Below are 21327 nucleotides of genomic sequence, written 5' to 3'. Positions count from 1 at the left end.
AAGGTATTATGACTGATGAAGCTGTAGTAGAAGTACTTAAGATCGTACTTGCTGATAATTATGCTTTGTATTTAAAAACTCAAAACTATCACTGGAATGTTGAGAGCTCAAATTTTAGAGAACTTCATTTATTATTCGAAGAGCAGTACATTGATCTTGCAAAAGCTATTGACACAGTAGCTGAACTTATTAGGGGGTTAGGTAAGAAAGCCCCGGCTACGTTTGAAGCTTATATAAAAAATACTTCTATTAAATCCGGCGATGAAAATATCTCTGCACAGCAGATGATTGAAGAATTAGCAGCCGATCAGACAGTAATCCAAAAAACTTTACAACAAGCACTTGAAATAGCTCAAAAGGCAGGAGATGAGGTAGTAGCCGATTTTATGATCGAACGCTTAACATTTCATCGTAAAGCCGCATGGATGTTAAACAGCAGCATATAACACTATTTCTACGTATTGATGTCATTATGAGTATACTTCACGTAGACCAGCAAACCCCGGTCTATTTTAAGGCGTTGTACAATTTATAACAGACCATTATTATAAAACCAATTATAATAGACTGTTAATTATTTGCGACTAAAAACTAAAAACAAAATTTGTTTTGAAATCATAAAGGACTGAAACATTTATAAATTCTGTTCTACTCCTTGAATCTTCAATCAAAATACGAAGCAATGTCATTAGTAGTTTTTTTCTTCAAAATTATATAAAGACTAAAGAAATATGAGAATATTCACTGTCGGATACAGCTTATGAAAATATTGAAAACTCTCCTTGTTTTCTTTTTTACTTTAAGCCTAACCACATTTGCAAAATCTAAAGAGCCTAATATGAACCCTTTATTAACCCACGGTGAACTGCCTGATTTTAACGAAATCAAACCAGAGCATTTTGCTCCTGCTATCGATGAATTAATAAAATCTTTTAAAAACACGCTAAACAGCGTCAGTAAGGTAACAAAGCCTGTATGGACTAATACTATACAAAGGTTAGATGAAGAAGGAGCAAGATTAGGTTTTGCCAAAAACGTGATTAGCCATCTTAATGCTGTAAACAATATAGACGAGCTACGAAACGCCTACGAGGTAATATTACCAAAACTCTCTGATTTTTATACTGACTTAAGCCAAAACAAAGAATTATATGACTTATTTCAAAATCTTAGAAACAGCACGGAATTTAACTCTTACAATGATGCACAAAAAACTAGCATAGATAACGCTATCAGAAACTTCAAAGATGCGGGCATAGATTTAAATATAGAGAAGAAAGCTCGCCTTAAAGAAATAAACAGTGCTTTAAGCGAACTTAGTAATAATTTCTCTAAAAACGTAATAGATGCTACGCAAAGTTGGTCGTATCATATTACTACTGAAAAAAAAGTTCTGCTTGATGGTTTACCGAAACATATTATCGAGGCAGCTATTGCTAAAGCCAAAACAGATGGCAAAGACGGATGGGTGCTGACATTAGATTATCCATGCTATGAAGCAGTTATGTCCTACGCTAAAGATCGGGATTTAAGAGAGATCTTTTACCGTGCATATAATACTCGCGCTTCACAGGAAGCAGAAGCAAAGCAATTCGATAATAGTGATTTAATAGATAAAATTCTAGCATTGCGGCAAGAGAAAGCTCAGTTAATTGGCTATAAAAATTATGCTGAATATTCCCTCTCCCCTAAGATGGCTGACACGACTAAAGAAGTAATGGATTTCTTGAAAGATCTTGCTGATCGCTTAAAACCCCAAGGTATTCGAGAGATTGCAAGCCTTAAGCTGTTTGCACAAGAACATGATGGTATCACCAATTTTTCACCTTGGGATTATACCTATTACTCAGCTTGTTATAAAAAAATACATTTCAACTTTTCTGAAGAAGATTTAAGACCATATTTTTCAGAAGATAAGGTTTTTAAAGGTTTATTTAATTTGGTGAATCGCTTATACGACATTAACATCAAGGAAGTAGAGGATTTCAGTAAATGGGATGAATCTGTCAGACTATTTGAAATTTATGACAATAAGCAGAATTTAAGAGGCAAATTTTACGTTGATTTATTTACTAGAAATTTCAAGCAAAGCGGCGCCTGGCAGTCTGGCCTTGTCTCAAGAATGAAATATAGTGGTTTAATGCAAATACCAGTTGCTTTCTTGGTAACCAATTTCCCTCCATCAAACAGTAGTAAGCCGGCTTTACTTTCTCATAACGAAATTAAAACTTTGTTCCATGAATTTGGACACATGCTACACCATACACTGACAACGGTTGATTACCCTAGCGTAGCAGGAACAAATGTGCCATGGGACGCTGTAGAATTACCAAGTCAATTTATGGAAAATTGGACTTATGTATGGGAGGTTGTTGAATCTATGTCAGGGCATGTTGAAACTGGTAAGCCTTTACCTAGAAGTGAGTTCGATAAATTGATTGCAGTTAAAAACTATAATTCCGCAATAACAATGCTAAGACAACTAGAGTTTGCTCTATTTGATTTTAGAATTCACATGCATGGAAGTAAGGATTCAGAAAAAACCGTTGGGCAAGTGCTAGAGGATGTTAGGAGCGAAGTGTCTGTGTTACCGCCTCCTAGCTACAATCGTTTCCAAAATAGTTTCTCGCTTATTTTTGCTGGTGGTTATGCTGCTGGTTATTATAGCTATAAATGGGCTGAGGTACTATCTAGCGATGCGTTTAGTAAGTTTGAAGAAGATGGGATATGGAATAAAAAAACGGGTCAATTATTCCTAAAGAGTATATTAGAGCAAGGTGGCTCTCGTAAACCTATCGATTTGTTTATAGAATTTCGAGGGAGAAAACCAAAAGTAGATGCCTTGCTGAAATATAGTGGGATAGAGTAATGACTTTGATACTGATTTGGATGAGATAATCAAAAAATACGTATTTTTCTATTGTATTAAATAAAATTGCTAGAACTACCGAACTTAAAGACTCTACTATCACTCCTATTTTAGCTAAACTCTGAGTTGCAGAATCCGGGAATGCTAATAAACCTACAAATAGGCTCATAGTAAAGCCCTATCCCACAGAAAACCGAGATTATATAAACATGAGTAAACTTAACTATTCGGCCTCCGGTGACGGTAGCTCTATTTTTCTGGCAACTCGTTCCCTTTTTACTTTTGTAGTTGTCACTTTATTTGTTTTAGTCTATGATGTGATGGATAAAACCATAAAATATTGTGGTTCTTAACATTAATAGTTCCTCTTCTAATGAAAAACTGGGGCAAGGTCAAATATTTTACTTATATCTAAAACTTAAGTTTAGCCGGCTCAATTACTCTATCTTTAAACTCAGGAAAATCATGATAGCGTAGTTTTTTTGAAATAATCGGTTGCTCATTATCTGTAATTATAATCTGCTCATCTAGGCCTATACTCATAACAGTTTGCCACGATATAGAAACCTCTTTTTTTACCCTATCTATAGCTAGATTTGATACAAAATTCGCAGTATCAATATTATTTGCTGTAAAAGCAACTTTAAAAGTAGAATTTGATAAAAGACTATTTGCCCCCTTCTCGCAATAGCTAGCTTTAACATCGTTTAAATTCTGAGCTATCATTAGTAATCTAACCTTGTACCCTCTAAAATATGGAATAGAATCAGTAAATATATCCATTTTCCCAAGAGTTGGAAACTCATCTAATATAAACAAAACGCCATGAGTATCTTTTTCACTATTTGAAGACGCACAAAAGCTTTGTGCTATATGTTGGTAAAAAAATTGCATCAAAGGACGAAGCCTCTTTATATCCGCAGGATGCAGCCCCACATAAAGAGTAGCTTTTTCTTTTCTAAAATCAGCAGGATTAAAATCTGATTTAGATGTTGCATAATCTATTAATGGATTGCCCCAGAGTTCAATATGAGACGCAAGAGAGCTAGTAATATGAGTGCGTTCATCTTTCTCTTTATTTAAAAAATTATTTATCAAATCTAGGCCTGCATTAGATATTTTTAGTTTTAAAGCCGCTGTTAATTCTTCAGACACGTTTCCCATAAGAATTCTGTAAATTTCTCCGAATGACTTAGTTTTCTCAAGAGAAGCCATAATATATAAAACAATAGCGATAAATAAATTTCTAATCTCTGCATGGCAAGAATGACAATGATCAGGTAGCAGTATATGAGCAATTTTTTGAATATCATTAAACATTTGATCAGAGTTTTTGCTGATAAAATCCAAAGGATTATAGCAATGGGTTTTGCCTTCTGGATTTAATGGCTCAAACATATAAATTGCTTGCCCTTGTGAAGCTCTCCAACCGCTTGTTATAACATAATTTTCCATTTTGATATCATGAACAATTACCGATTCCTGTGAAGATAATAAATTTGGTAATACAAAACTCACGCCTTTACCGCTACCAGTTGGAGCCATTAAAAAAATATGTTGATAACCTGCAACCCTGTAAAAATTATTCTTTTCATCAACCCCAATAATTAGCCCGTCTGTGTTTCTTAGAAAATTATCATCAGCCATAATATACTCTCGGATTATTAATATAATATTTAGATTGTAGCATATTTTTAACTTTATATTCTATTGCTTTTATTTCTTCGTATCAAATACTACCTTTGTTAACACCGTCTAATGTCTTCTATTTTATTTTACAGGAGATTTGCCAATAATTTCATTATATGCTTCTTGAGAATCAGCAAGCGAGAGTTTTGAGTGTATCTCTAGCGATTGCCTAGATTCATGCCCAGAATAAGGCTATAATGGTACCCAGAAACTGGACTACTAAAATTGTAAATTGAGATATAATTTCAAGACAAAAAAAAGGAAATTATATATCTAAAAAAGCAAAGCAATATAGTGCAACAGAAAAAACGAAAATTGTTTTAGAAGCAATACAAGCTGAAATGACGATAGCTCAAATTAGCAGCAAATACGGTGTTCATGCAACGCAAATACAAGTGTGGAAAAAAGAAGTATAGAAAATTTAGTCAGCGGTTTTCAAATTAAGCCGGCAACAAAGGATCCGAACAATCAAGAATTGATAAAATAATTATATGAACAAATAGGTCAGTTAAGCGTTGAGCGTGACTGGCTAAAAAATCTGCATTGTTTGGACTTGGAAATTAGAAAAAATATGATTGACAAAGATTGCAGCAATTTAAATATTGCTAGGCAATGTGATCTACTTTTAATTAATTGAAAATTCAAAGCTTAATAAATGATCGAAATGAGCTATACAAAGATCCAGCTATCCTTGATGTAGCTTTAAAAATGCAAGAGAAGCAAATTCAAGACATGATAAACACAGCCATTCCAAACTATGGATAAAGGAAATTCGCAACAAACAAAATTATACCGCCCCAAGAACAAGCACAACAAATGATCCAAAAATTTAGCCATTCTACTATTGCTGAAAGAGCCCAGATATCTCCTAGCAATTCTCCAAAAAACCTCCCTCTTAACAAAGGACAACAATTCCAAAAATACTGAGTATTTGGAGTCTACTTCAAATACCCATACACCCTACTCGCTATCTTACGTGTATCTAGAGTACATTTAACTTTTTATATACAGTTCTGTACACCTGTCTTAGATTATAAATATCCATATTGCACTTTTTTCTTTTAAAAGTAATCTATATAATTTATATCTTACTTTAATGATTATACTTTACTTTTTATTATAGTTTTACAAAATAGATGCATGTTGTAAATACTTGCGTTTATGTGTATATTGTTATAATATCTTCACTATAAATATAATATGTTTTATCTATATGTATGTAAGCACGGTAACAATATCCTCTAAAGGGCAAATAGTTCTACCTAAAAAAGTTCGTAACGCTCTTAATACTAATATCATATCTTTAATTATTAATGATCAGAATCAAGTTCTAATTACTCCAATACATGAGTTGGGTAGTAGTCTTGCTTCTTATTCCAAAGATACAGATCTATCTTTGGAGGAAATAAGAGAAAAGGCTTGGAAAAATACTATTTTAGCTAAGACTAATGATTTTACGAGTGAAGAATGAAATATTATTGTGATACTAATTTTGTTGTTCGTTACCTATTAGGAGATAACAAAGAAATGTTAGCAAAAACTAAAGAGGTTTTTACACAAGTACAAACCGGTAAAATATTTTTAATTCTTGAGCAAACAGTTTTTACCGAAATAGTTTTTGTCCTGTCATCATTTTATAAAGTTCCTAAAAATAAAATATCAGAAATATTATCTGAACTTCTCGCTTACAAGGGAGTTGTTTGTGAAGATAAAGCATCATTATTACTAGCTCTTGATCTTTATCATAAACAGAATCTGCATATAGTAGATTGTTTGCTTATTGCGAAAGCAGGGCTGGCTGGTCTAGATATTCTTTCTTTTGACCAAAAATTGATGAACGTTAGTAACAAAAAGGATAGGCTTTAAACTATGGCCAGAAAAACAGTAGGTTATATTAGGGTAAGTCACTTTGACCAAAATCCAGAGAGGCAGTTAGAAGGCATTAAGTTAGACAAAAAGTTTATAGATAAAGCTTCTGGTAAGGATACCAACCGCCCTGCTCTAGAAGAACTAATCGGCTATGTACGGGAAGATGATATAATTATCGTTCATTCTATGGATAGATTAGCACGTAACCTTGATGACCTTAGAAAGATTGTAAAAACACTCACCTCACAAAACATACAAATTAAATTCATTAGACCTCTTTCGAAACTCATTTACCAAGCTCCCAATTATATAAACCAGCAATTAAATTGAACCTAAGACCAAATCTTTTGCGTCTATTTCGATGCAATTATTTTAAAACGCTTTAACATAATTTATCACCGATAACATTTTCATTTAATACTCTGTCACTTGCTAAACTTCTATTATTTTTCTTATCTTCTTTAGTTAAAGCATTCTTTTTACTCTTTTTCTTTGGTAGCTCAGAATTTGTATGAATCTTCTGTAAGCCTTGATAACCAGTATCAGTAATCACTTTAACCTCAGGCAGTATATGGGTTCTTGATTCTTTAAATAATTTAAAATCATGACGCTTACCATTGGAAAAAGAAGTGCATATGACTCGTTTGCTTTTCTTATCTACTACTATTTGAGTCTTTAACGTATGTCTTTTCTTTTTACCTGAGTAATAGTATTTCTGTTTTTTTGGGGTCGCTCTATAGGGCTTTCTGTAGCATCTATTAAAACTAATTCATACTCCATACCGCTTTTAACTAGAGCCTTCTTACCTGGAAGAGCAAAATCCGGATGTTTTATTAGAGTGTCTTCAACAAAACGAATTGTTTTAAATGCACTGCTTTCGCTAACTCCATAATTCTTAGCTATATGAAAATAGGTACGGTATTCCCTTAAATATTCAAGTGTCATTAATAGGCTGTCTTCCATACTAAGACTAGCTCTTCTGCCACCTTGGTACCTCCTATTTATTTGTTTCTCTGTCTTTAAAATCCCTACCATCTTTTCAAATGTACTATTTCTTACCCCTGTTAATCTTCTAAAATGCTCTTCCGATAAAATGCTTAAATTTTTATATCTCATATAGTTCTAAATTAAGTAAATTCGACTTTATAACATATTTAGTCCAGTTTCGAAAGAGGTCTATTAAAGAAAATCTAATCTTCACCGGTGACGATTCCCCAATGGCTAATCTATCACTATCAGTAATGGGGGCATTCGCAGAATTTGAAAGATCTTTGATTAAAGAAAGGCAAATGGAAGGTATTAGCTTAGCAAAAAAGAAGGGACTTTACAAAGGAAGAGCCGCAGTCCTTAACCAAGAGCAGGTCACTCTATTACAATCAAAAATCACTCTCGGTATTACAAAAGCTAAAATTGCTCGCGAACTTAACATTTCTAGGCGTACCTTGTATAATTATATTCCTGCTGAGCCTAGTAAAAGTGCAGATCATGTGTAAATATCATCTTAACTAGTACCTATAATTATCGATAAAAATGAAAAATCAGAAAAACTTAATTCCATCTCTCGTGGCATTAGATACATCTAAGTCTACAATTAATGTTCCAAACAACCGATGTTCGTGGGTACCTTTAGATAAGCCTGATTATATAGATTACCACGACCTAGAGTGGGGAGTGCCGGTACATGATGACAATAAACATTTTGAGATGCTAATTCTTGAAGGAGCACAAGCAGGTTTGAGTTGGTACACTATACTCAAACGCCGTGAGCATTATCGCGAGTTGTTTAAACAATTTGATCCCAACAAAGTAGCTCTTATGGATGATGAAGAGTTGGAATCTATACTTACAAATACTGGAATTATCAGAAATAGGCTTAAAGTATTTGCTGCTAGAAAGAACGCTCAAGTATTTCTTACTATCCAAAAAGAATTTGGTTCTTTTGATGATTATATATGGCAATTTGTTGATGGTAAACCTAAGTGTAATTTTCCTAGAACAATAAAAGATTTACCTGCTCGTACCTTAGAATCTGATCTATTATCCAAAGACCTAAAAAAACGTGGCATGAGTTTTGTTGGCTCAACAATTATTTATGCGCATATGCAAGCTACCGGTATGGTAAATGATCATATGGAAGATTGCTTTGTCCACAAACAAATGTCTGATAGTTTGTCTAATTCTGATAAATTGTTTAATGACTAACTACGAAATATCTGATTGTTAATATGTAAATGATACGCTTTAGAATTTTATAAAAATATGCTCCAAAAACATAAATGCTTTGGTTTTTTTCTATAAAGTCTATTGGCAGTAGTTTTGAAATAGGTTTTTAGAATAAAATACTTAGAAAATGCAATTTTGTTTTGAGATATCAAAATCCTGTGTTTTTGCTACATTGAGATTGTTAATTTAGTATAATTGTGCTATAGTAAATTCCTAAAGTATTATATTAGAGTTTTATCATGTCTCAACATCAACAAGTAAAAGTAATAGGAAATAACGGTCAGTTATCTCTCGGTAAAGAATTTGCTGGTCAAATGGTATTAATAGACCAATTAGATAACGGCACTTGGCTTATAAAAAAGGGAGAATTTATCGCAGATTCAGAAAAATGGTTATATCAGGCAAATAATTTAGCTAAATTAGATAAAGCCTTATCTTGGGCAGAAAATAATAAGCCAAGCAACAATTTGGAAGAAATAGCTAGAAAAATTGAAAATGACAAAAATTAAAATAGACTTAAACAATCCTGACTTTCAAAAAGATTTATTCTTTCTTCAAAAGAATGAGCAACTAGCATTGATCAAAACTTTAAGAAAAATAAGTAATCTTAATTGGGATGAGTTATATCGCGATCAAGGACTAAAGTGGGAAGCTATTATATCCAAAACTACAAAAAATAATGATCGCATTTACTCTTTTAGATTCTCGCAAAAATATAGAGTTCTAGCTCTAAGAGAAGATTCTTATCTGCGCCTGCTCACTTTACATACGGATCATGACAGCGCTTACAAATAATTGCTATTAAATTGAAAGGCGCTGTTGCAAATATTTAGGAGTTAGGAATTATAGTAGTGATTGAGCCTTTTAATAACCCAATAGATTATCAGTGATGATACGAATTTCTCCTTGAATTCCTTGGCCATATTTCCAGTGATTAAACCTGCCTTTTTTAAAAATACGCATTATCTCAAATCCTTTTATGGTAGCATAAGCTGTTTTCATTGACTTGAATCCTAAAGTAGGTTTGATCAGCCTTTTCAGTTTACCATGGTCAGATTCGATAATATTGTTTAGGTATTTTACTTGTCTATGCTCTAGGCCCATATGGCATCTTCCTTCTGCTTTTAGCTCGGTAATTGCTCTGCCATAAGAAGGGTTTTTATCTGTGTTGATAGTTTTTGGATGGGCATATTCAGGGATAGATTTTAAGGCTTTGCCTAAAAAACGCTTAGCTGCGTTTGCGTTGCGAGTAGAAGATAGATAAAAATCAATAGTATCTCCAGTTTTATCTAGAGCTCTATAAAGATAAACTCCCTTACCTTTAACTTTAATATAAGTCTCATCAACTCTCCAGCTCAAACCTGTTCTAGGTTTCTAGTACCACTTGAGCTTGCTCAGTATCTTAGGAGCATAGTATTGAACCCAGCGGTAAACTGTAGAATGATCTACTTCTACACCACGTTCGGTTAGCATTTCTTCTAAATCTCTATAACTAATACCGTATTTACAATACCAACGTACTGCCCATATGATTATATCGTATTTAAAGTGGCGCCCTTTGAACAAGTTCATATAAGATCATAGTTTTCTCTGAAGCATATCTACAAAACCAGAATTTGCAACAGCGCCATTTTTTATTATTACAAATTATTGTTTCTGGTTTGACACAGTTTGTTGAACGTTCTCTAGTTTTGTCGATTAAGGCAGAAGACGCTTTACAGATGCGACAGAGCTGTCAAAAGTTTACTCTGATTTTTAATATACCTTGGTGACCAATATATTTCTTATCTAACTGCGCTTCATAAGCAATGTTGCATTCCACTCTATTTTTAGTAATGCCCAATGCTGTGCCTAGGCTATACCAAGCTTTGCTGGTTTTTGCTCCTTCAAGTCTTACAGAATTAGAGAATGCAGCATTAGATATATGAGTTATAGGAGCTTTATTCTTAAGGTTAATATAGGTAAATGCTGATACTTCTGGAGTAAGTATAAAATTATTTTTAGTGGTATAGCTTGTAATAATTTTAGCTCCTATTATTGATTCAAAGTTATAGCTTGATTTCTTGGCAACTGACAAATTCTGTATTGAAGCTCCAGTTTCTTGGTAACTACCGTCTTTAAAATTTGAATATCTTAATCCTAACATTGGAACCGCAGTAAATTTGGTGGTTCCTAATTTACATTGTTTTCCACCCAAGATTTTGCCTGAATAAATTCTTGAATTATATTTACTCTGAGCCATTTGAACTAGATTATTGGTAATCCGACGTTCTTCAAGATTATTAACTTTACTAAAGCCTACAGCTGCTAGCCCTGAAATAAAATAATTATGCGCCATATCAGTTAAGCCATATAAGGAAAATAGGTTAGTAGTAGTATTCCCCTTATCTGTACCGTCTATCCCTTGATGTTTAAGATCGGCTTTAACATAAGACCACGCAAGTCCTAATGTTAAGTGTTCACTTACCATAGTATCAAAACCTATTGTACCTCCATAATTCTCTACCTTATAACCGGGATTGTTATTATATTTTTTCTGGATTGCCTTCTGATAGAATGGGCTAATCCACGTTCCATATTTAGTAATGTCATGATCACCTGCTGCAACCCCTTCACCCTCAGTTAGATTTATATCTATTGGAATACTACCTAAAACTCTATCGCTAATATCACGTCCACTAATATCACTTGCTTCCATTAGAGCTACAGCACCACTACTGTTAGGCACAATCTTTTCTATAGCGGTTGTTTCTGCTGCAGAAGTCATTAGCCCTAAATTATTGATGATTTGAATGCTTGCTGCTTGAGATACCTTGTCTTGACTATTAACAGAAGTTACTAATGCTTGAGCTATATTTGAGCAGCTGAAGAGCCATTATTATTTGCTACATTTTGTGGTAACGAACTAACATCAGTTTGACTTGAGATTACATAAGTACTAGGATTATAGAACCAGGTGAGGTATCGATGTTGTTCATTGGCAATAAAAGATATTTTACTATTATCTATAATTGGAGTTACTATACCATTATTCTTAGTTGCAAATAAAGTATATTGATATTTATTACCAACTGCAGGCAATGTACTATTTGCAGTTAATACTATTTGCATATTGTCAGAGCCAGAGAAATCAAACGTAACAGCATTATTCCCATCGCCTATCATAATATGTCCACCTTTATTGCTTGCGCTATCAAAGGTAGTGTTAATTATTGGCGATCCAGTAAAACGTAAAGTACCATCTGCTAGTAATAATACCAATTGCAATAATTAACGCGGTGGCCTAAAATGGATTTTTAACGGATAAAAGGTACTCAAATAGCTAAGTTAATATTGCCGCTAGGTTTTCATGATCATGATTTTATAAAAATGATGAAACATGAGCCGCATGGTCGGAATCGCATACGTTTATTGGCGATGTATCACCTTCAATTAGGCAAATCTTTTAAAGCCATATCTGCAATAGTGAAGTTGCACTGGAAAACCGTGCAATCATGGCTCAGAAGATTTAGAAATCATGGTTTTGAAGGTTTATTTGAATCACAAAGAAGCGGCGCTCCTAGGAAGATTAACACTCTACAAAAATCTGCTCTTTTTGATAAAATCAATATGCTCAGTGAAAGTGAAACTGGCGGTATATAACCGCAAAGGAGCTACATAACATGTTGCTTGAGGAATATGGCGCTAAATGCGCTTTAAAAACAGTCTACAATACTATGCATCGCCTTGGTTTTAGCTGGATTACTTCTCGTTCAATGCATCCAAAGTCAAATCAAGAGACTCAAAATACATATAAAAAAACTTCCCAGACATGTTAACAGAATTATTACCAAAAAATATCGATAGATGTAACGTTGATATATGGTCTCAGGATGAAACTCGAGTTGGGCAACAAGGGTAGCTTAACTCGTATATGGGCTAAACGCGGCACTAGACCCCGTAAAGTTCGGCAACAGCAATTCATTTCAACATACATTTACGGAGCTGCTTGCCATGATACGGGAGAATCTTTTGCATTAATTTTACCATATGCCAACACACGGGCAATAGACCTCTTTCGAAACTGGACTAAATATGCTATAAAGTCGAATTTACTTAATTTAGAACTATATGAGATATAAAAATTTAAGCATTTTATCGGAAGAGCATTTTAGAAGATTAACTGGGGTAAGAAATAGTACATTCGAAAAGATGGTAGGGATTTTAAAGACAGAGAAACAAATAAATAGGAGGTACCAAGGTGGCAGAAGAGCTAGTCTTAGTATGGAAGACAGCCTATTAATGACACTTGAATATTTAAGGGAATACCGTACCTATTTTCATATAGCTAAGAATTATGGGGTTAGCGAAAGCAGTGCATTTAAAACAATTCGTTTTGTTGAAGACACTCTAATAAAACATCCGGATTTTGCTCTTCCAGGTAAGAAGGCTCTAGTTAAAAGCGGTATGGAGTATGAATTAGTTTTAATAGATGCTACAGAAAGCCCTATAGAGCGACCCCAAAAAAACAGAAATACTATTACTCAGGTAAAAAGAAAAGACATACGTTAAAGACTCAAATAGTAGTAGATAAGAAAAGCAAACGAGTCATATGCACTTCTTTTTCCAATGGTAAGCGTCATGATTTTAAATTATTTAAAGAATCAAGAACCCATATACTGCCTGAGGTTAAAGTGATTACTGATACTGGTTATCAAGGCTTACAGAAGATTCATACAAATTCTGAGCTACCAAAGAAAAAGAGTAAAAAGAATGCTTTAACCAAAGAAGATAAGAAAAATAATAGAAGTTTAGCAAGTGACAGAGTATTAAATGAAAATGTTATAGGTATGTTAAAGCGTTTTAAAATAATTGCTGATAAATATCGAAATAGACGCAAAAGATTTGGTCTTAGGTTCAATTTAATTGCTGGTTTATATAATTGGGATCTTGGTAAATGAGTTTCGAAAGAGGTCTAATGAATAAATTCTTAGAAGACCTTTCTCTCACTACTCAAAGCAACCGACATATAGCTTTACTAATGGATAATGCAGGTTGGCACACAGCCAAAAAACTAACTGTTCCAAGCAATATCACTTTGATACCGCTTCCGCCTTATGCACCAGAACTTAATGCAATGGAACAAGTTTGGGAGTGGATCAAAAATCATTTCTTGTCTAACCAATGGTAAGCGTCCGGGCAACCCGCTCTTGATTTTTAAAATTATTCCAATTTAATATTCCAGGGCAGAAGATCTTCCATCTTGGTAGAATTATAATCCTGTATCACGTCAAACACTTTATGCAAATATTTTACCGGATTGATATCATTGAGCTTAGCTGTTTCAATTAAGGTGTAAATAATAGCAGCGGTCTTGCCACCGTTATCGGAACCTGCAAATAACCAATTCTTACGACCGACCGCAACAGACCGAAGCGCCCGCTCCGCTGCATTATTATCAATCTCGATATTGCCGTCATCTACAAATCTTTTGAGAGCTTTTTCGTTATTAGTAGCATATGCAATAGCTTGAGCCGTACTGCTTTTTTTAGGCAGTTGACTATATGCTTTTCTAAATCCGGCAAATAGTTCGTTTACTAATTTTACCGATTTTTCTTGTCGAGTTTTTAATCTTTTCCCGGGATCTAATCCTCTTACTTCAGACTCTACTTGATAAATTTCTCCAATCTTTTCAAGTACCGCAAATGCAATATTAGCCTTGTCGTTGGCAATAGTAATATCATAGAATTTACGTCGCACGTGCGCCCAACATCCTGCCTCATTAATCGTTGCATCGGGATTATCATCGTTAATATATAATTTATTATATCCTGAGTAAGCATCCGCATGCAGCGTACCGGTAAAATCTTTGAGATGTTCCTCGGGTCTTGCACCTTTGCGATCGGGACTATAAAAATAACATGCGGCAATAGGTGATGTGTCGTTGATAGGTCTGCCGTCTTTTACATATACCCAAATTCTTCCGGTCTTGGTTTCACCCTTGCCGGGATCCAGCACTTTAACCGGAGTATCGTCACCGTGAATTTGATTAGCCGCGCATATGTATTCCCTGATTTTCTCCGCTAACGGTTCTAGTAGCTTAGCACCTTGCCCTAACCAACTTGATATAGTTGATCTTGATAATTCTATCCCTTCTCTTGAGTATATTTGTGATTGGCGATATGCAGGTAAATGATTGCAAAATTTCTGTACAAATATATGAGCTAATAATCCCGGGCCGGGTTTCCCTTTGTCTATCACTTTTGAAGGTGTATATGCTTGAACAATGTTGTCGCAAGTAGCGCAAGCACATCTCGGTCTTATGTATCTAATAACCTTGAAGGATTCCGGTATGTGTTCAAGGACTTCCGAAATATCTTCGCCGATAGTACGGAATTTTTCTCCGCCGCATGCTGCGCATTTAGACTCCGGTTCTAAGATTACATCTTCTCGCGGTAAATGTTCCGGCAGCTTTTTTCTTTTAGCCTTACCTTTTGCTTGCGAATCTTCTTCCAAGGTAATATCGCCCTTTAACTCAAAGCCAAGCAAAGATTCTTGTTCTTCTAAAGCTTTTTCTACCAAATCTATTTGTCTATCTAGTTTTTCAGAAGATTTACCGAATTTCTTAGCTTTAAGAACTGCTAATTGTTCTTTGAGGATATTGATGCGATCTAATAATTCACCGTTTTCCGTTGAGAGTAAATGATTCTTATCATGCAAAGTAGCAATTATTTTGTGTAATAATTCTATTTCCGTAGGTAATTTATCAATATCAATTTGCATTCAATAACTTCTCAACCAGCGCATAAAGGGGCGTCATGACGAACGGGGTTCCTCCAATCAATTGCTTCGATTAGCATTGCTAGCTGAGCTCGTGTAATTGTTAACGATTTTTGTTCATCAAGTTTCGGCCAGACAAATTTGCCGATATCCAAACATTTATAATACAAGCAAAAACCTTGACCGTCCCACCATAACACTTTTATTCTATCAGCTCTTTTTCCTCGAAAAGCAAAAAGAGCGCCTGTATTTAATTTATCAGATATTACCGATTGTGCAAGTAGAGAGAGGCCGTTAATTCCTTTTCTCATGTCGGTGTGACCGGTGCAGAGATAAATCTTGCTGCCGCTTTCTACATTTAGCATGGCTCACCTTCTAATAATTGAACTAATTTTAGAAGCTGGGCGCTATTCATTCTACCTTCAATACAGCAAGAATAATTATCAAATAGTAATTCTACTTTTTTAAGGCTAGAGGGTTTTGTAATAGGAAGCACGGGTAATTCGATAAATTGACTTCTCAGTTGCTCTAAATTCTCGACTTTTTGTTGCTTCCTGTAACTTCTCTGCCATTTACAGATTGTTTGCGGTGATAACTTATGCTTTTTAGCAAGTAATTCGACATCGCAACCAACTTGCATCGACTCGTGTAGCACTTGCTCCCTGATCTCGCGTGATACTTTCGTTCTTTTAAAACTCATAATATTTCTCGATTTGTTAATTAAGAAATATTACTCCAAGTTTTTTATTTTACTAGACCGCCTTCCCTGGACGCTTACAACCAATGTTACGGTGCATATGAAGATATTGTAACTATGGCTTGTTACGCTTGGAATCAACTTGCTCAGAATGTAGATTTAGTAAAATCAATTATGTATAGAGACTGGATAAATACACCGTGTTAATTATTGCAATTGGTATAATTCATTAGTTCTGAGATTTACCGTCGGAGAAATACCAGAGATAGTACTTCCACCAGCAACAAGGTCATGTATCTTGACGTCTTGCAATAGCGTGACCACACCATTAGCACCAAGAGCTACCGGTTGGTTAAAACAGACTGGTGCACTGGTATTAAAAGTTAATTGCTTACTAAAAATTGGTGAATTAACATTTGTTTGAGCATTGCCGGTAATTTGTAATTCTTTTAACCGATGGCTATCATCAACACCAAATGACTTAGCACTTATAGTTAGTGGATTATTATTAGCGTTAAGTTGAATGATGCCGGCCAGATCAGTGTCAACGTTGGCTGCAGTAGGAACATCATAAACTCTACCACCGATCACTGTATCTGCCGCAGTAAGAATAGCTCCAGCTGTTACCGCACTGCTATCGAAGATTAACTTAGTATCAGTTTGTAAAGCAACCACACCATTAACACCCAGGGATACCGGTTGATTAAAACTGACTGGCGCACTAGTGTTGAAAGTTAATTGCTTACTAAAGATTGGTAAATTGACATTTGTTTGAGCATTGCCGGTAATTTGTAATTCTTTTAACCGATGGCTATCATCAACACCAAATGACTTAGCACTTATAGTTAGTGGATTATTATTAGCGTTAAGTTGAATGATGCCGGCCAGATCAGTGTCAACGTTGGCTGCAGTAGGAACATCATAAACTCTACCACCGATCACTGTATCTGCCGCAGTAAGAATAGCTCCGGCTGTTACCGCACTGCTATCGAAGATTAACTTAGTATCAGTTTGTAAAGCAACTACACCATTAGCACCAAGAGCTACCGGTTGATTAAAACGGACTGGTGCGCTAGTGTTAAAAGTTAATTGCTTACTAAAGATTGGTGAATTAACATTTGTTTGAGCATTGCCGGTAATTTGTAATTCTTTTAACCGATGGCTATCATTAACACCAAGTGACCCAGCACTTATAGTCAGTGGATTATTATTAGCGTTGAGTTGAATGATGCCGGCCAGATCAGTGTCAACGTTGGCTGCAGCAAGAACATCATACACACTACCACCGATCGCTGTATCTGCTGCAGTAAGAATAGCCCCGGCTGCTACCGCACTGCTGTCGAAGATTAACTTAGTATCAGCTTGTAAAGCAACTACACCATTAGCACCAAGAGCTACCGGTTGATTAAAACGGACTGGTGCACTAGTATTAAAAGTTAATTGCTTACTAAAGATTGATGAATCAACATTTGTTTGAGCATTGCCGGTAATTTGTAATTCTTTTAACCGATGGCTATCATTAACACCAAGTGACCCAACACTTATAGTCAGCGGATTATTATTAGCGTTGAGTTGAATGATGCCGGCCAGATCAGTGTCAACGTTGGCTGCAGCAAGAACATCATACACACTACCACCGATTGCTGTATCTGCTGCAGTAAGAATAGCTCCGGCTGCTACCGCACTGCTGTCGAAGATTAACTTAGTATCAGCTTGTAAAGCAACTACACCATTAGCACCAAGAGCTACCGGTTGATTAAAACGGACTGGTGCACTAGTATTAAAAGTTAATTGCTTACTAAAGATTGATGAATCAACATTTGTTTGAGCATTGCCGGTAATTTGTAATTCTTTTAATCTATAAGTAAGGTCAATTCCTAAAGATTTATTGCTAGTTCCAGCAGTTAATGTGAGCGGCTTATTATTAGCATTAAGTCGAATTATACCAGCTAAATCTGTATTAGTATTAACACCGGTGTTATCGTCATAAATTTGGCCTCCAAGATTAACAGTTAATGTAATAGTGCTACTCGTGACATTTGTACTATCTAAAACTAGGATAGAATTAGAGTTATTAAAAGCCGTATTAGGTATGGAAATATTATCAGCTGAGCTAACAGTAAGGGTAGATGGAGAGGAGGCGGTTCCTATATTTACCTTTCCGATATTTCCTATAGAACTATCTGTAACTGTTAAAGGAGTTATTATTTGTAAATTCCCGTTTACTGCATTAAGAAACCTGTTGTTCAGCAGAATAGGACTACTATTAGTACTGCTTATTTTTAATAGCCCGTTTTTGTTGTCATAATTGATAGACTCTACTGCACTATAATCATTAGGATTAGCATCAAAGCCGTATTCTATTATGGTACTACTTTTTCCGGTTAGTGCTAGGATCTTATTTTCAGCTATAACAATCGGTATTTTTATACCTATTCCTGAGTTGTCTACTACTGAACCTAAGCTTAAATTTTCATTTACCATGAGCTTACCAGGAGTACCATTTATGTTTATAGCTCTTATCTCCACATTAGGAATATCTACATTAATTAAATATCCATTTAAAGAAGTACCTTGAGGGTCTCTAGGGCCTTTAGTAACTGTAGTATCTCCCATTAAGTTAAGTATATAATCTCCATCTCTTTGAGGTACCCAAAGTCCCTCTGAGCTATTATTATTAGGATAATCATTAATAGTATCTCTTGCTTCACTTTCACTTAATTCAAAAGCTCCAATTGAGATTATATAATCTCCAGCAGGAAGGTTATTCTGGGTTATTTTTGATTGATATCCTTCACCTGAATCATCATCATCAGCTATTAGCGTACCTATAGAGCCATCGCTATTTAAGCTAAACAAGTATAGATACGAATCAAAATCTACTCCATCTGGCCCATCAAAGCCATCTATTACTAAACCTCCACCGTTATGGTGTATTTGCCAATGGTCTACGGTCGTATAATTATTAGGACCAAATACTATTCGGCTATTCAAAATTATTTGAGCAGAAGGATCGATTTTTATAGTGGATCCAGTGATAAAAGAAGCAGGGTTTTTAAAACCACTTCCACTGCTTAAATTAGAGTTATTAATAACTTCTACCAAACCAGCCGCTTGAGATACAGCGCTAGTTAGTAAAGTGGTAGTATAAGTCAATAGCTTGAACAATTTTTTATAAGGCATAATGCTTTTTATGGAATTAATATGACTACAAAAAAGCTTAAAGTAATAGAGGTTAATATATTGCTAACGCACTATAATTTAAATATTTGATTAGATATTATAAATATATAGTAGCGGTTTTTATGTTATATTAACGGAAGCATCCCCTATTTTAATATACATAAGTAAAAAATAATGGGCGCCCTTTGAACAAGTTCATATAAGATCATAGTTTTCTCTGAAGCATATCTACAAAACCAGAATTTGCAACAGTGCCATTGCAGCTATGTGGAGCACTCTCATATTATCAAATACTACTGATTGGTATTACGAATTTATCAGTTCTCCTATCAAGCTTTCTTCAGTTTTTTTTACCTAGAACAATCATTAGAGTCGATTGTAAAAGATATATTAATGGTAATTTTTTTCTCTTACATCGGTATGGAATTAAGGTATGAATTTCACGAAGGATCTTTATCCGACAAAAGACAAGTAGTATTACCTCTTGTGGCAGCAATAGGCTGGATGGTTGTACCGGCAGTGCTCTACCTTTTAATTAACATAAACTATCGGAAAACTATCCGGGTTTTGCCGTTCCTTGCGCTACCGATATTGCATTTGCAATTTGTTTGTTTAACTTAATTGGAGGAGCTCTTCCTACTTCAATAAAAGTATTTTTTTATTGTCTATTGCTATATTTGATGATTTAGGAGCAATTATCATTATTGCAATTTTTTATAGCTCAGACTTTAATTTGTTATAGATATGGATAAGCTTGCCTTTACTTGCTTGTTTTTGGATCTTTAATAGAAAAAAATTACTACAACTTATTTATATATTCTGGTAATTATAGTTGTCGGTAGACAATTAATTCAGCTGAAAATATTATTGATTTGGATGAGGTAATCAAGCTGCTAATATTAGATATTTAGATCAACGCAAGACTGTATCGGAAAAATCTGAGGTTTACGCTTAGAACCCCATTATAGGATTTAAATATGATACGTCTGAAACTAGCGGGAAAGGGTTTTATGCCACGGAAATATTTTGTTACGGTACTGCTGTTATAATTATAAAAAATGAGATATTAGGCTGAGGAATTTGAGCGAAATAAAAGAATAGTAATCAACGCTTTTCTATAGAGAAGTAAGCAAAATCACTAAGTCAAAAAGTATATGGATATATTAAATATAGATTTTGAAAAAGTAGCTGAAGGATGTATCAAATATACATTTGATAATCTGAAGGTAATCTTGCATCCAAGATCACGTCTGAGTCATAAAGGAGATAATGGGCATGTAGTTGTGATTGGTGGAGATTATGGATTTATAGGAGCTGCAATAATGGCTGCAGAGGCAGCGCTAAGAGTAGGTGCAGGACTTGTCAGTATAGCAACTAGAAGAGAACATGCATCTTATATTACGTCCTATCGGCCGGAAGTAATGTGTCACGCAGTAGAGGAGGCAAGTACGCTACAGGCGTTACTTGAAAAAGCTACAACAATCATATAGGGCCAGGTCTTGGACAAAGTGCATGGGCTCAGATGATGTTTAATATTGCGCTCAAAGCTAACCTTCATACAGTACTCGATGCAGATGGATTAAATATACTAGCTAAGTCAGGAGGAGTTCTGAGTGATCACTGTATCCTCACACCACATCCAAGTGAAGCTGCAAGACTGCTCTGTTGTTCGAGTTTAGAGATACAACACGACAGATTGCATGCAATCCATGCTCTTCGAGCAAAATATGGCAAATGTATTGTACTAAAAGGGTCAGGCAGCTTAATTCTAGGAGAGCAAGACAACAAAATGACTGTTTTATGTGAATATGGCAACCCAGGAATGGGTAGTGCTGGTATGGGAGATGTTTTAAGCGGAGTTATAGGTGGATTGATGGCTCAAGGATATAGCGCCACAACCTCAGCAATACTTGGTGTATATGTGCACTCATTTGCAGCTGATATTGCGGCCTTAGAAGGAGAAAGAGGGATGCTTGCTACAGACCTCATGCCACATATTAGACATCTCGTGAACCCAGGGAACAAGCAATGAGAGACG

At 35.0% G+C, this 21327-nt stretch carries 27 protein-coding genes and 3 pseudogenes; 20 read left to right on the top strand and 10 right to left on the bottom strand.

Annotated features, from left to right (window positions below):
* The first annotated feature begins 8 nt into the window (after window positions 1–8).
* Window positions 9–446, top strand: a complete 438-nt coding sequence (locus tag R2I74_RS04595) for a Dps family protein (RefSeq protein ID WP_316354187.1) — start codon at window positions 9–11, stop codon at window positions 444–446.
* 392 nt (window positions 447–838) lie between these two features.
* Complete coding sequence (locus tag R2I74_RS04590) at window positions 839–2869, top strand: M3 family metallopeptidase (RefSeq protein WP_316354186.1); 2031 nt, start codon at window positions 839–841, stop codon at window positions 2867–2869.
* Here R2I74_RS04590 and R2I74_RS04585 read toward each other — a convergent pair.
* Together R2I74_RS04585 and R2I74_RS04580 are read right to left on the bottom strand one after the other, a co-directional pair.
* On the bottom strand, window positions 2805–3038 hold the full coding sequence (locus tag R2I74_RS04585; protein ID WP_316354185.1) for a hypothetical protein: 234 nt from the start codon (window positions 3036–3038) through the stop codon (window positions 2805–2807). The genes R2I74_RS04590 and R2I74_RS04585 overlap by 65 nt on opposite strands.
* Window positions 3039–3280: 242 nt before the next feature.
* Window positions 3281–4516 (bottom strand): type IV secretory system conjugative DNA transfer family protein, encoded by a 1236-nt coding sequence (locus R2I74_RS04580; RefSeq protein WP_316354184.1) that lies wholly within the window; start codon window positions 4514–4516, stop codon window positions 3281–3283.
* A 281-nt stretch (window positions 4517–4797) separates the two neighbouring features.
* On the opposite strand from R2I74_RS04580, the gene R2I74_RS08205 reads away from it, so the two are divergent.
* From R2I74_RS08205 to R2I74_RS04565, 4 genes are all read left to right on the top strand, one after another.
* Window positions 4798–4974, top strand: coding sequence for a transposase (locus R2I74_RS08205; RefSeq protein WP_394355857.1), 177 nt, complete (start codon window positions 4798–4800; stop codon window positions 4972–4974).
* 797 nt (window positions 4975–5771) lie between these two features.
* Window positions 5772–6029 carry an AbrB/MazE/SpoVT family DNA-binding domain-containing protein gene (locus tag R2I74_RS04575; protein ID WP_316354183.1) on the top strand — a complete coding sequence of 86 codons (258 nt, stop codon included), beginning with the start codon at window positions 5772–5774 and terminating at the stop codon, window positions 6027–6029.
* Window positions 6026–6424 carry a PIN domain-containing protein gene (locus R2I74_RS04570; RefSeq protein ID WP_316354182.1) on the top strand — a complete coding sequence of 133 codons (399 nt, stop codon included), beginning with the start codon at window positions 6026–6028 and terminating at the stop codon, window positions 6422–6424. The genes R2I74_RS04575 and R2I74_RS04570 overlap by 4 nt, the downstream gene beginning before the upstream one ends.
* Before the next feature lie 3 nt (window positions 6425–6427).
* The gene (locus R2I74_RS04565; protein WP_458693308.1) at window positions 6428–6757 is read left to right on the top strand and encodes a recombinase family protein; all 330 of its coding nucleotides are present in this window, start codon (window positions 6428–6430) and stop codon (window positions 6755–6757) included.
* Here R2I74_RS04565 and R2I74_RS04560 read toward each other — a convergent pair.
* A pseudogene (locus R2I74_RS04560) lies at window positions 6714–7543 on the bottom strand (IS5 family transposase). The gene R2I74_RS04565 and the pseudogene R2I74_RS04560 overlap by 44 nt on opposite strands.
* Between R2I74_RS04560 and R2I74_RS04555 the strand changes: the two are divergent.
* From R2I74_RS04555 to R2I74_RS04540, 4 genes are all read left to right on the top strand, one after another.
* Window positions 7516–7920, top strand: coding sequence for a recombinase family protein (locus R2I74_RS04555; protein WP_458693311.1), 405 nt, complete (start codon window positions 7516–7518; stop codon window positions 7918–7920). The pseudogene R2I74_RS04560 and the gene R2I74_RS04555 sit on opposite strands and share 28 nt — an antisense overlap.
* Window positions 7921–7990: 70 nt before the next feature.
* Complete coding sequence (locus R2I74_RS04550) at window positions 7991–8629, top strand: DNA-3-methyladenine glycosylase I (RefSeq protein ID WP_316354181.1); 639 nt, start codon at window positions 7991–7993, stop codon at window positions 8627–8629.
* A 260-nt stretch (window positions 8630–8889) separates the two neighbouring features.
* A complete protein-coding gene (locus R2I74_RS04545) occupies window positions 8890–9159 on the top strand; it encodes a hypothetical protein (protein ID WP_316354180.1) in 270 nt (89 codons plus the stop codon).
* A complete protein-coding gene (locus R2I74_RS04540) occupies window positions 9146–9445 on the top strand; it encodes a hypothetical protein (protein ID WP_316354179.1) in 300 nt (99 codons plus the stop codon). Before R2I74_RS04545 ends, R2I74_RS04540 begins: the two co-directional genes overlap by 14 nt.
* 69 nt (window positions 9446–9514) lie before the next feature.
* On the opposite strand, the pseudogene R2I74_RS04535 reads toward R2I74_RS04540, so the two are convergent.
* From R2I74_RS04535 to R2I74_RS04525, 3 genes and pseudogenes are all read right to left on the bottom strand, one after another.
* Window positions 9515–10222: pseudogene (locus tag R2I74_RS04535) on the bottom strand (IS6 family transposase).
* Between the two features lie 163 nt (window positions 10223–10385).
* On the bottom strand, window positions 10386–11417 hold the full coding sequence (locus tag R2I74_RS04530) for an autotransporter outer membrane beta-barrel domain-containing protein (RefSeq protein WP_316354178.1): 1032 nt from the start codon (window positions 11415–11417) through the stop codon (window positions 10386–10388).
* Window positions 11418–11500: 83 nt separating this feature from the next.
* Window positions 11501–11917, bottom strand: coding sequence for a hypothetical protein (locus R2I74_RS04525; protein ID WP_316354177.1), 417 nt, complete (start codon window positions 11915–11917; stop codon window positions 11501–11503).
* Window positions 11918–11983: 66 nt separating this feature from the next.
* Here R2I74_RS04525 and R2I74_RS04520 point away from each other — a divergent pair, with 66 nt between their 5' ends.
* From R2I74_RS04520 to R2I74_RS04500, 5 genes are all read left to right on the top strand, one after another.
* Window positions 11984–12292 carry a helix-turn-helix domain-containing protein gene (locus R2I74_RS04520; RefSeq protein ID WP_316353007.1) on the top strand — a complete coding sequence of 103 codons (309 nt, stop codon included), beginning with the start codon at window positions 11984–11986 and terminating at the stop codon, window positions 12290–12292.
* Between the two features lie 20 nt (window positions 12293–12312).
* The gene (locus R2I74_RS04515; protein WP_316353265.1) at window positions 12313–12468 is read left to right on the top strand and encodes a helix-turn-helix domain-containing protein; all 156 of its coding nucleotides are present in this window, start codon (window positions 12313–12315) and stop codon (window positions 12466–12468) included.
* Between the two features lie 54 nt (window positions 12469–12522).
* Window positions 12523–12771, top strand: a complete 249-nt coding sequence (locus R2I74_RS04510) for a hypothetical protein (RefSeq protein ID WP_316354176.1) — start codon at window positions 12523–12525, stop codon at window positions 12769–12771.
* Window positions 12761–13590, top strand: a protein-coding gene (locus R2I74_RS04505) for an IS5 family transposase (protein ID WP_316353078.1) whose coding sequence is annotated in 2 segments (ribosomal slippage) — window positions 12761–13151 and window positions 13151–13590 — 831 coding nt in all. Because the reading frame shifts where the segments join, the coding sequence is not laid out codon by codon here. The genes R2I74_RS04510 and R2I74_RS04505 overlap by 11 nt, the downstream gene beginning before the upstream one ends.
* Before the next feature lie 17 nt (window positions 13591–13607).
* Window positions 13608–13820, top strand: a complete 213-nt coding sequence (locus R2I74_RS04500; RefSeq protein WP_316354175.1) for a transposase — start codon at window positions 13608–13610, stop codon at window positions 13818–13820.
* Between the two features lie 32 nt (window positions 13821–13852).
* Here the strand turns inward: R2I74_RS04500 and tnpC are convergent, their stop codons facing one another.
* From tnpC to R2I74_RS04480, 4 genes are all read right to left on the bottom strand, one after another.
* Complete coding sequence (gene tnpC / locus R2I74_RS04495) at window positions 13853–15412, bottom strand: IS66 family transposase (protein ID WP_316354174.1); 1560 nt, start codon at window positions 15410–15412, stop codon at window positions 13853–13855.
* A gap of 11 nt (window positions 15413–15423) precedes the next feature.
* The gene (gene tnpB / locus R2I74_RS04490) at window positions 15424–15774 is read right to left on the bottom strand and encodes an IS66 family insertion sequence element accessory protein TnpB (protein ID WP_316354173.1); all 351 of its coding nucleotides are present in this window, start codon (window positions 15772–15774) and stop codon (window positions 15424–15426) included.
* Window positions 15768–16109, bottom strand: coding sequence for a transposase (locus R2I74_RS04485; RefSeq protein ID WP_316354172.1), 342 nt, complete (start codon window positions 16107–16109; stop codon window positions 15768–15770). Before R2I74_RS04485 ends, tnpB begins: the two co-directional genes overlap by 7 nt.
* Before the next feature lie 204 nt (window positions 16110–16313).
* Window positions 16314–19289: a DVUA0089 family protein gene (locus tag R2I74_RS04480; RefSeq protein ID WP_316354171.1), complete on the bottom strand. Its 2976-nt coding sequence runs from the start codon at window positions 19287–19289 to the stop codon at window positions 16314–16316.
* Window positions 19290–19589: 300 nt separating this feature from the next.
* Here R2I74_RS04480 and R2I74_RS08200 point away from each other — a divergent pair, with 300 nt between their 5' ends.
* The 5 genes and pseudogenes from R2I74_RS08200 (at window position 19590) to R2I74_RS04470 (ending at window position 21321) form a co-directional block, all read left to right on the top strand.
* Window positions 19590–19910, top strand: a complete 321-nt coding sequence (locus tag R2I74_RS08200) for a Na+/H+ antiporter NhaA (RefSeq protein ID WP_394355822.1) — start codon at window positions 19590–19592, stop codon at window positions 19908–19910.
* Window positions 19853–19978: pseudogene (locus R2I74_RS08195) on the top strand (Na+/H+ antiporter NhaA); the annotation flags it as partial. The gene R2I74_RS08200 and the pseudogene R2I74_RS08195, both read left to right, overlap by 58 nt.
* Entirely contained in the window at window positions 19951–20031 is an 81-nt protein-coding gene (locus R2I74_RS08190; RefSeq protein WP_394355856.1) for a Na+/H+ antiporter NhaA, read from the top strand. The pseudogene R2I74_RS08195 and the gene R2I74_RS08190, both read left to right, overlap by 28 nt.
* A gap of 412 nt (window positions 20032–20443) precedes the next feature.
* Window positions 20444–20779: an NAD(P)H-hydrate dehydratase gene (locus tag R2I74_RS04475; RefSeq protein ID WP_316354170.1), complete on the top strand. Its 336-nt coding sequence runs from the start codon at window positions 20444–20446 to the stop codon at window positions 20777–20779.
* 32 nt (window positions 20780–20811) lie between these two features.
* Complete coding sequence (locus R2I74_RS04470; RefSeq protein ID WP_316354169.1) at window positions 20812–21321, top strand: ADP-dependent NAD(P)H-hydrate dehydratase; 510 nt, start codon at window positions 20812–20814, stop codon at window positions 21319–21321.
* Window positions 21322–21327: the final 6 nt, after the last annotated feature.

Source organism: Candidatus Trichorickettsia mobilis (assembly GCF_963422225.1).
In the GTDB taxonomy this organism is placed as follows: domain Bacteria; phylum Pseudomonadota; class Alphaproteobacteria; order Rickettsiales; family Rickettsiaceae; genus Trichorickettsia; species Trichorickettsia mobilis_B.
This window is presented reverse-complemented; position numbering and strand designations above follow the sequence as displayed.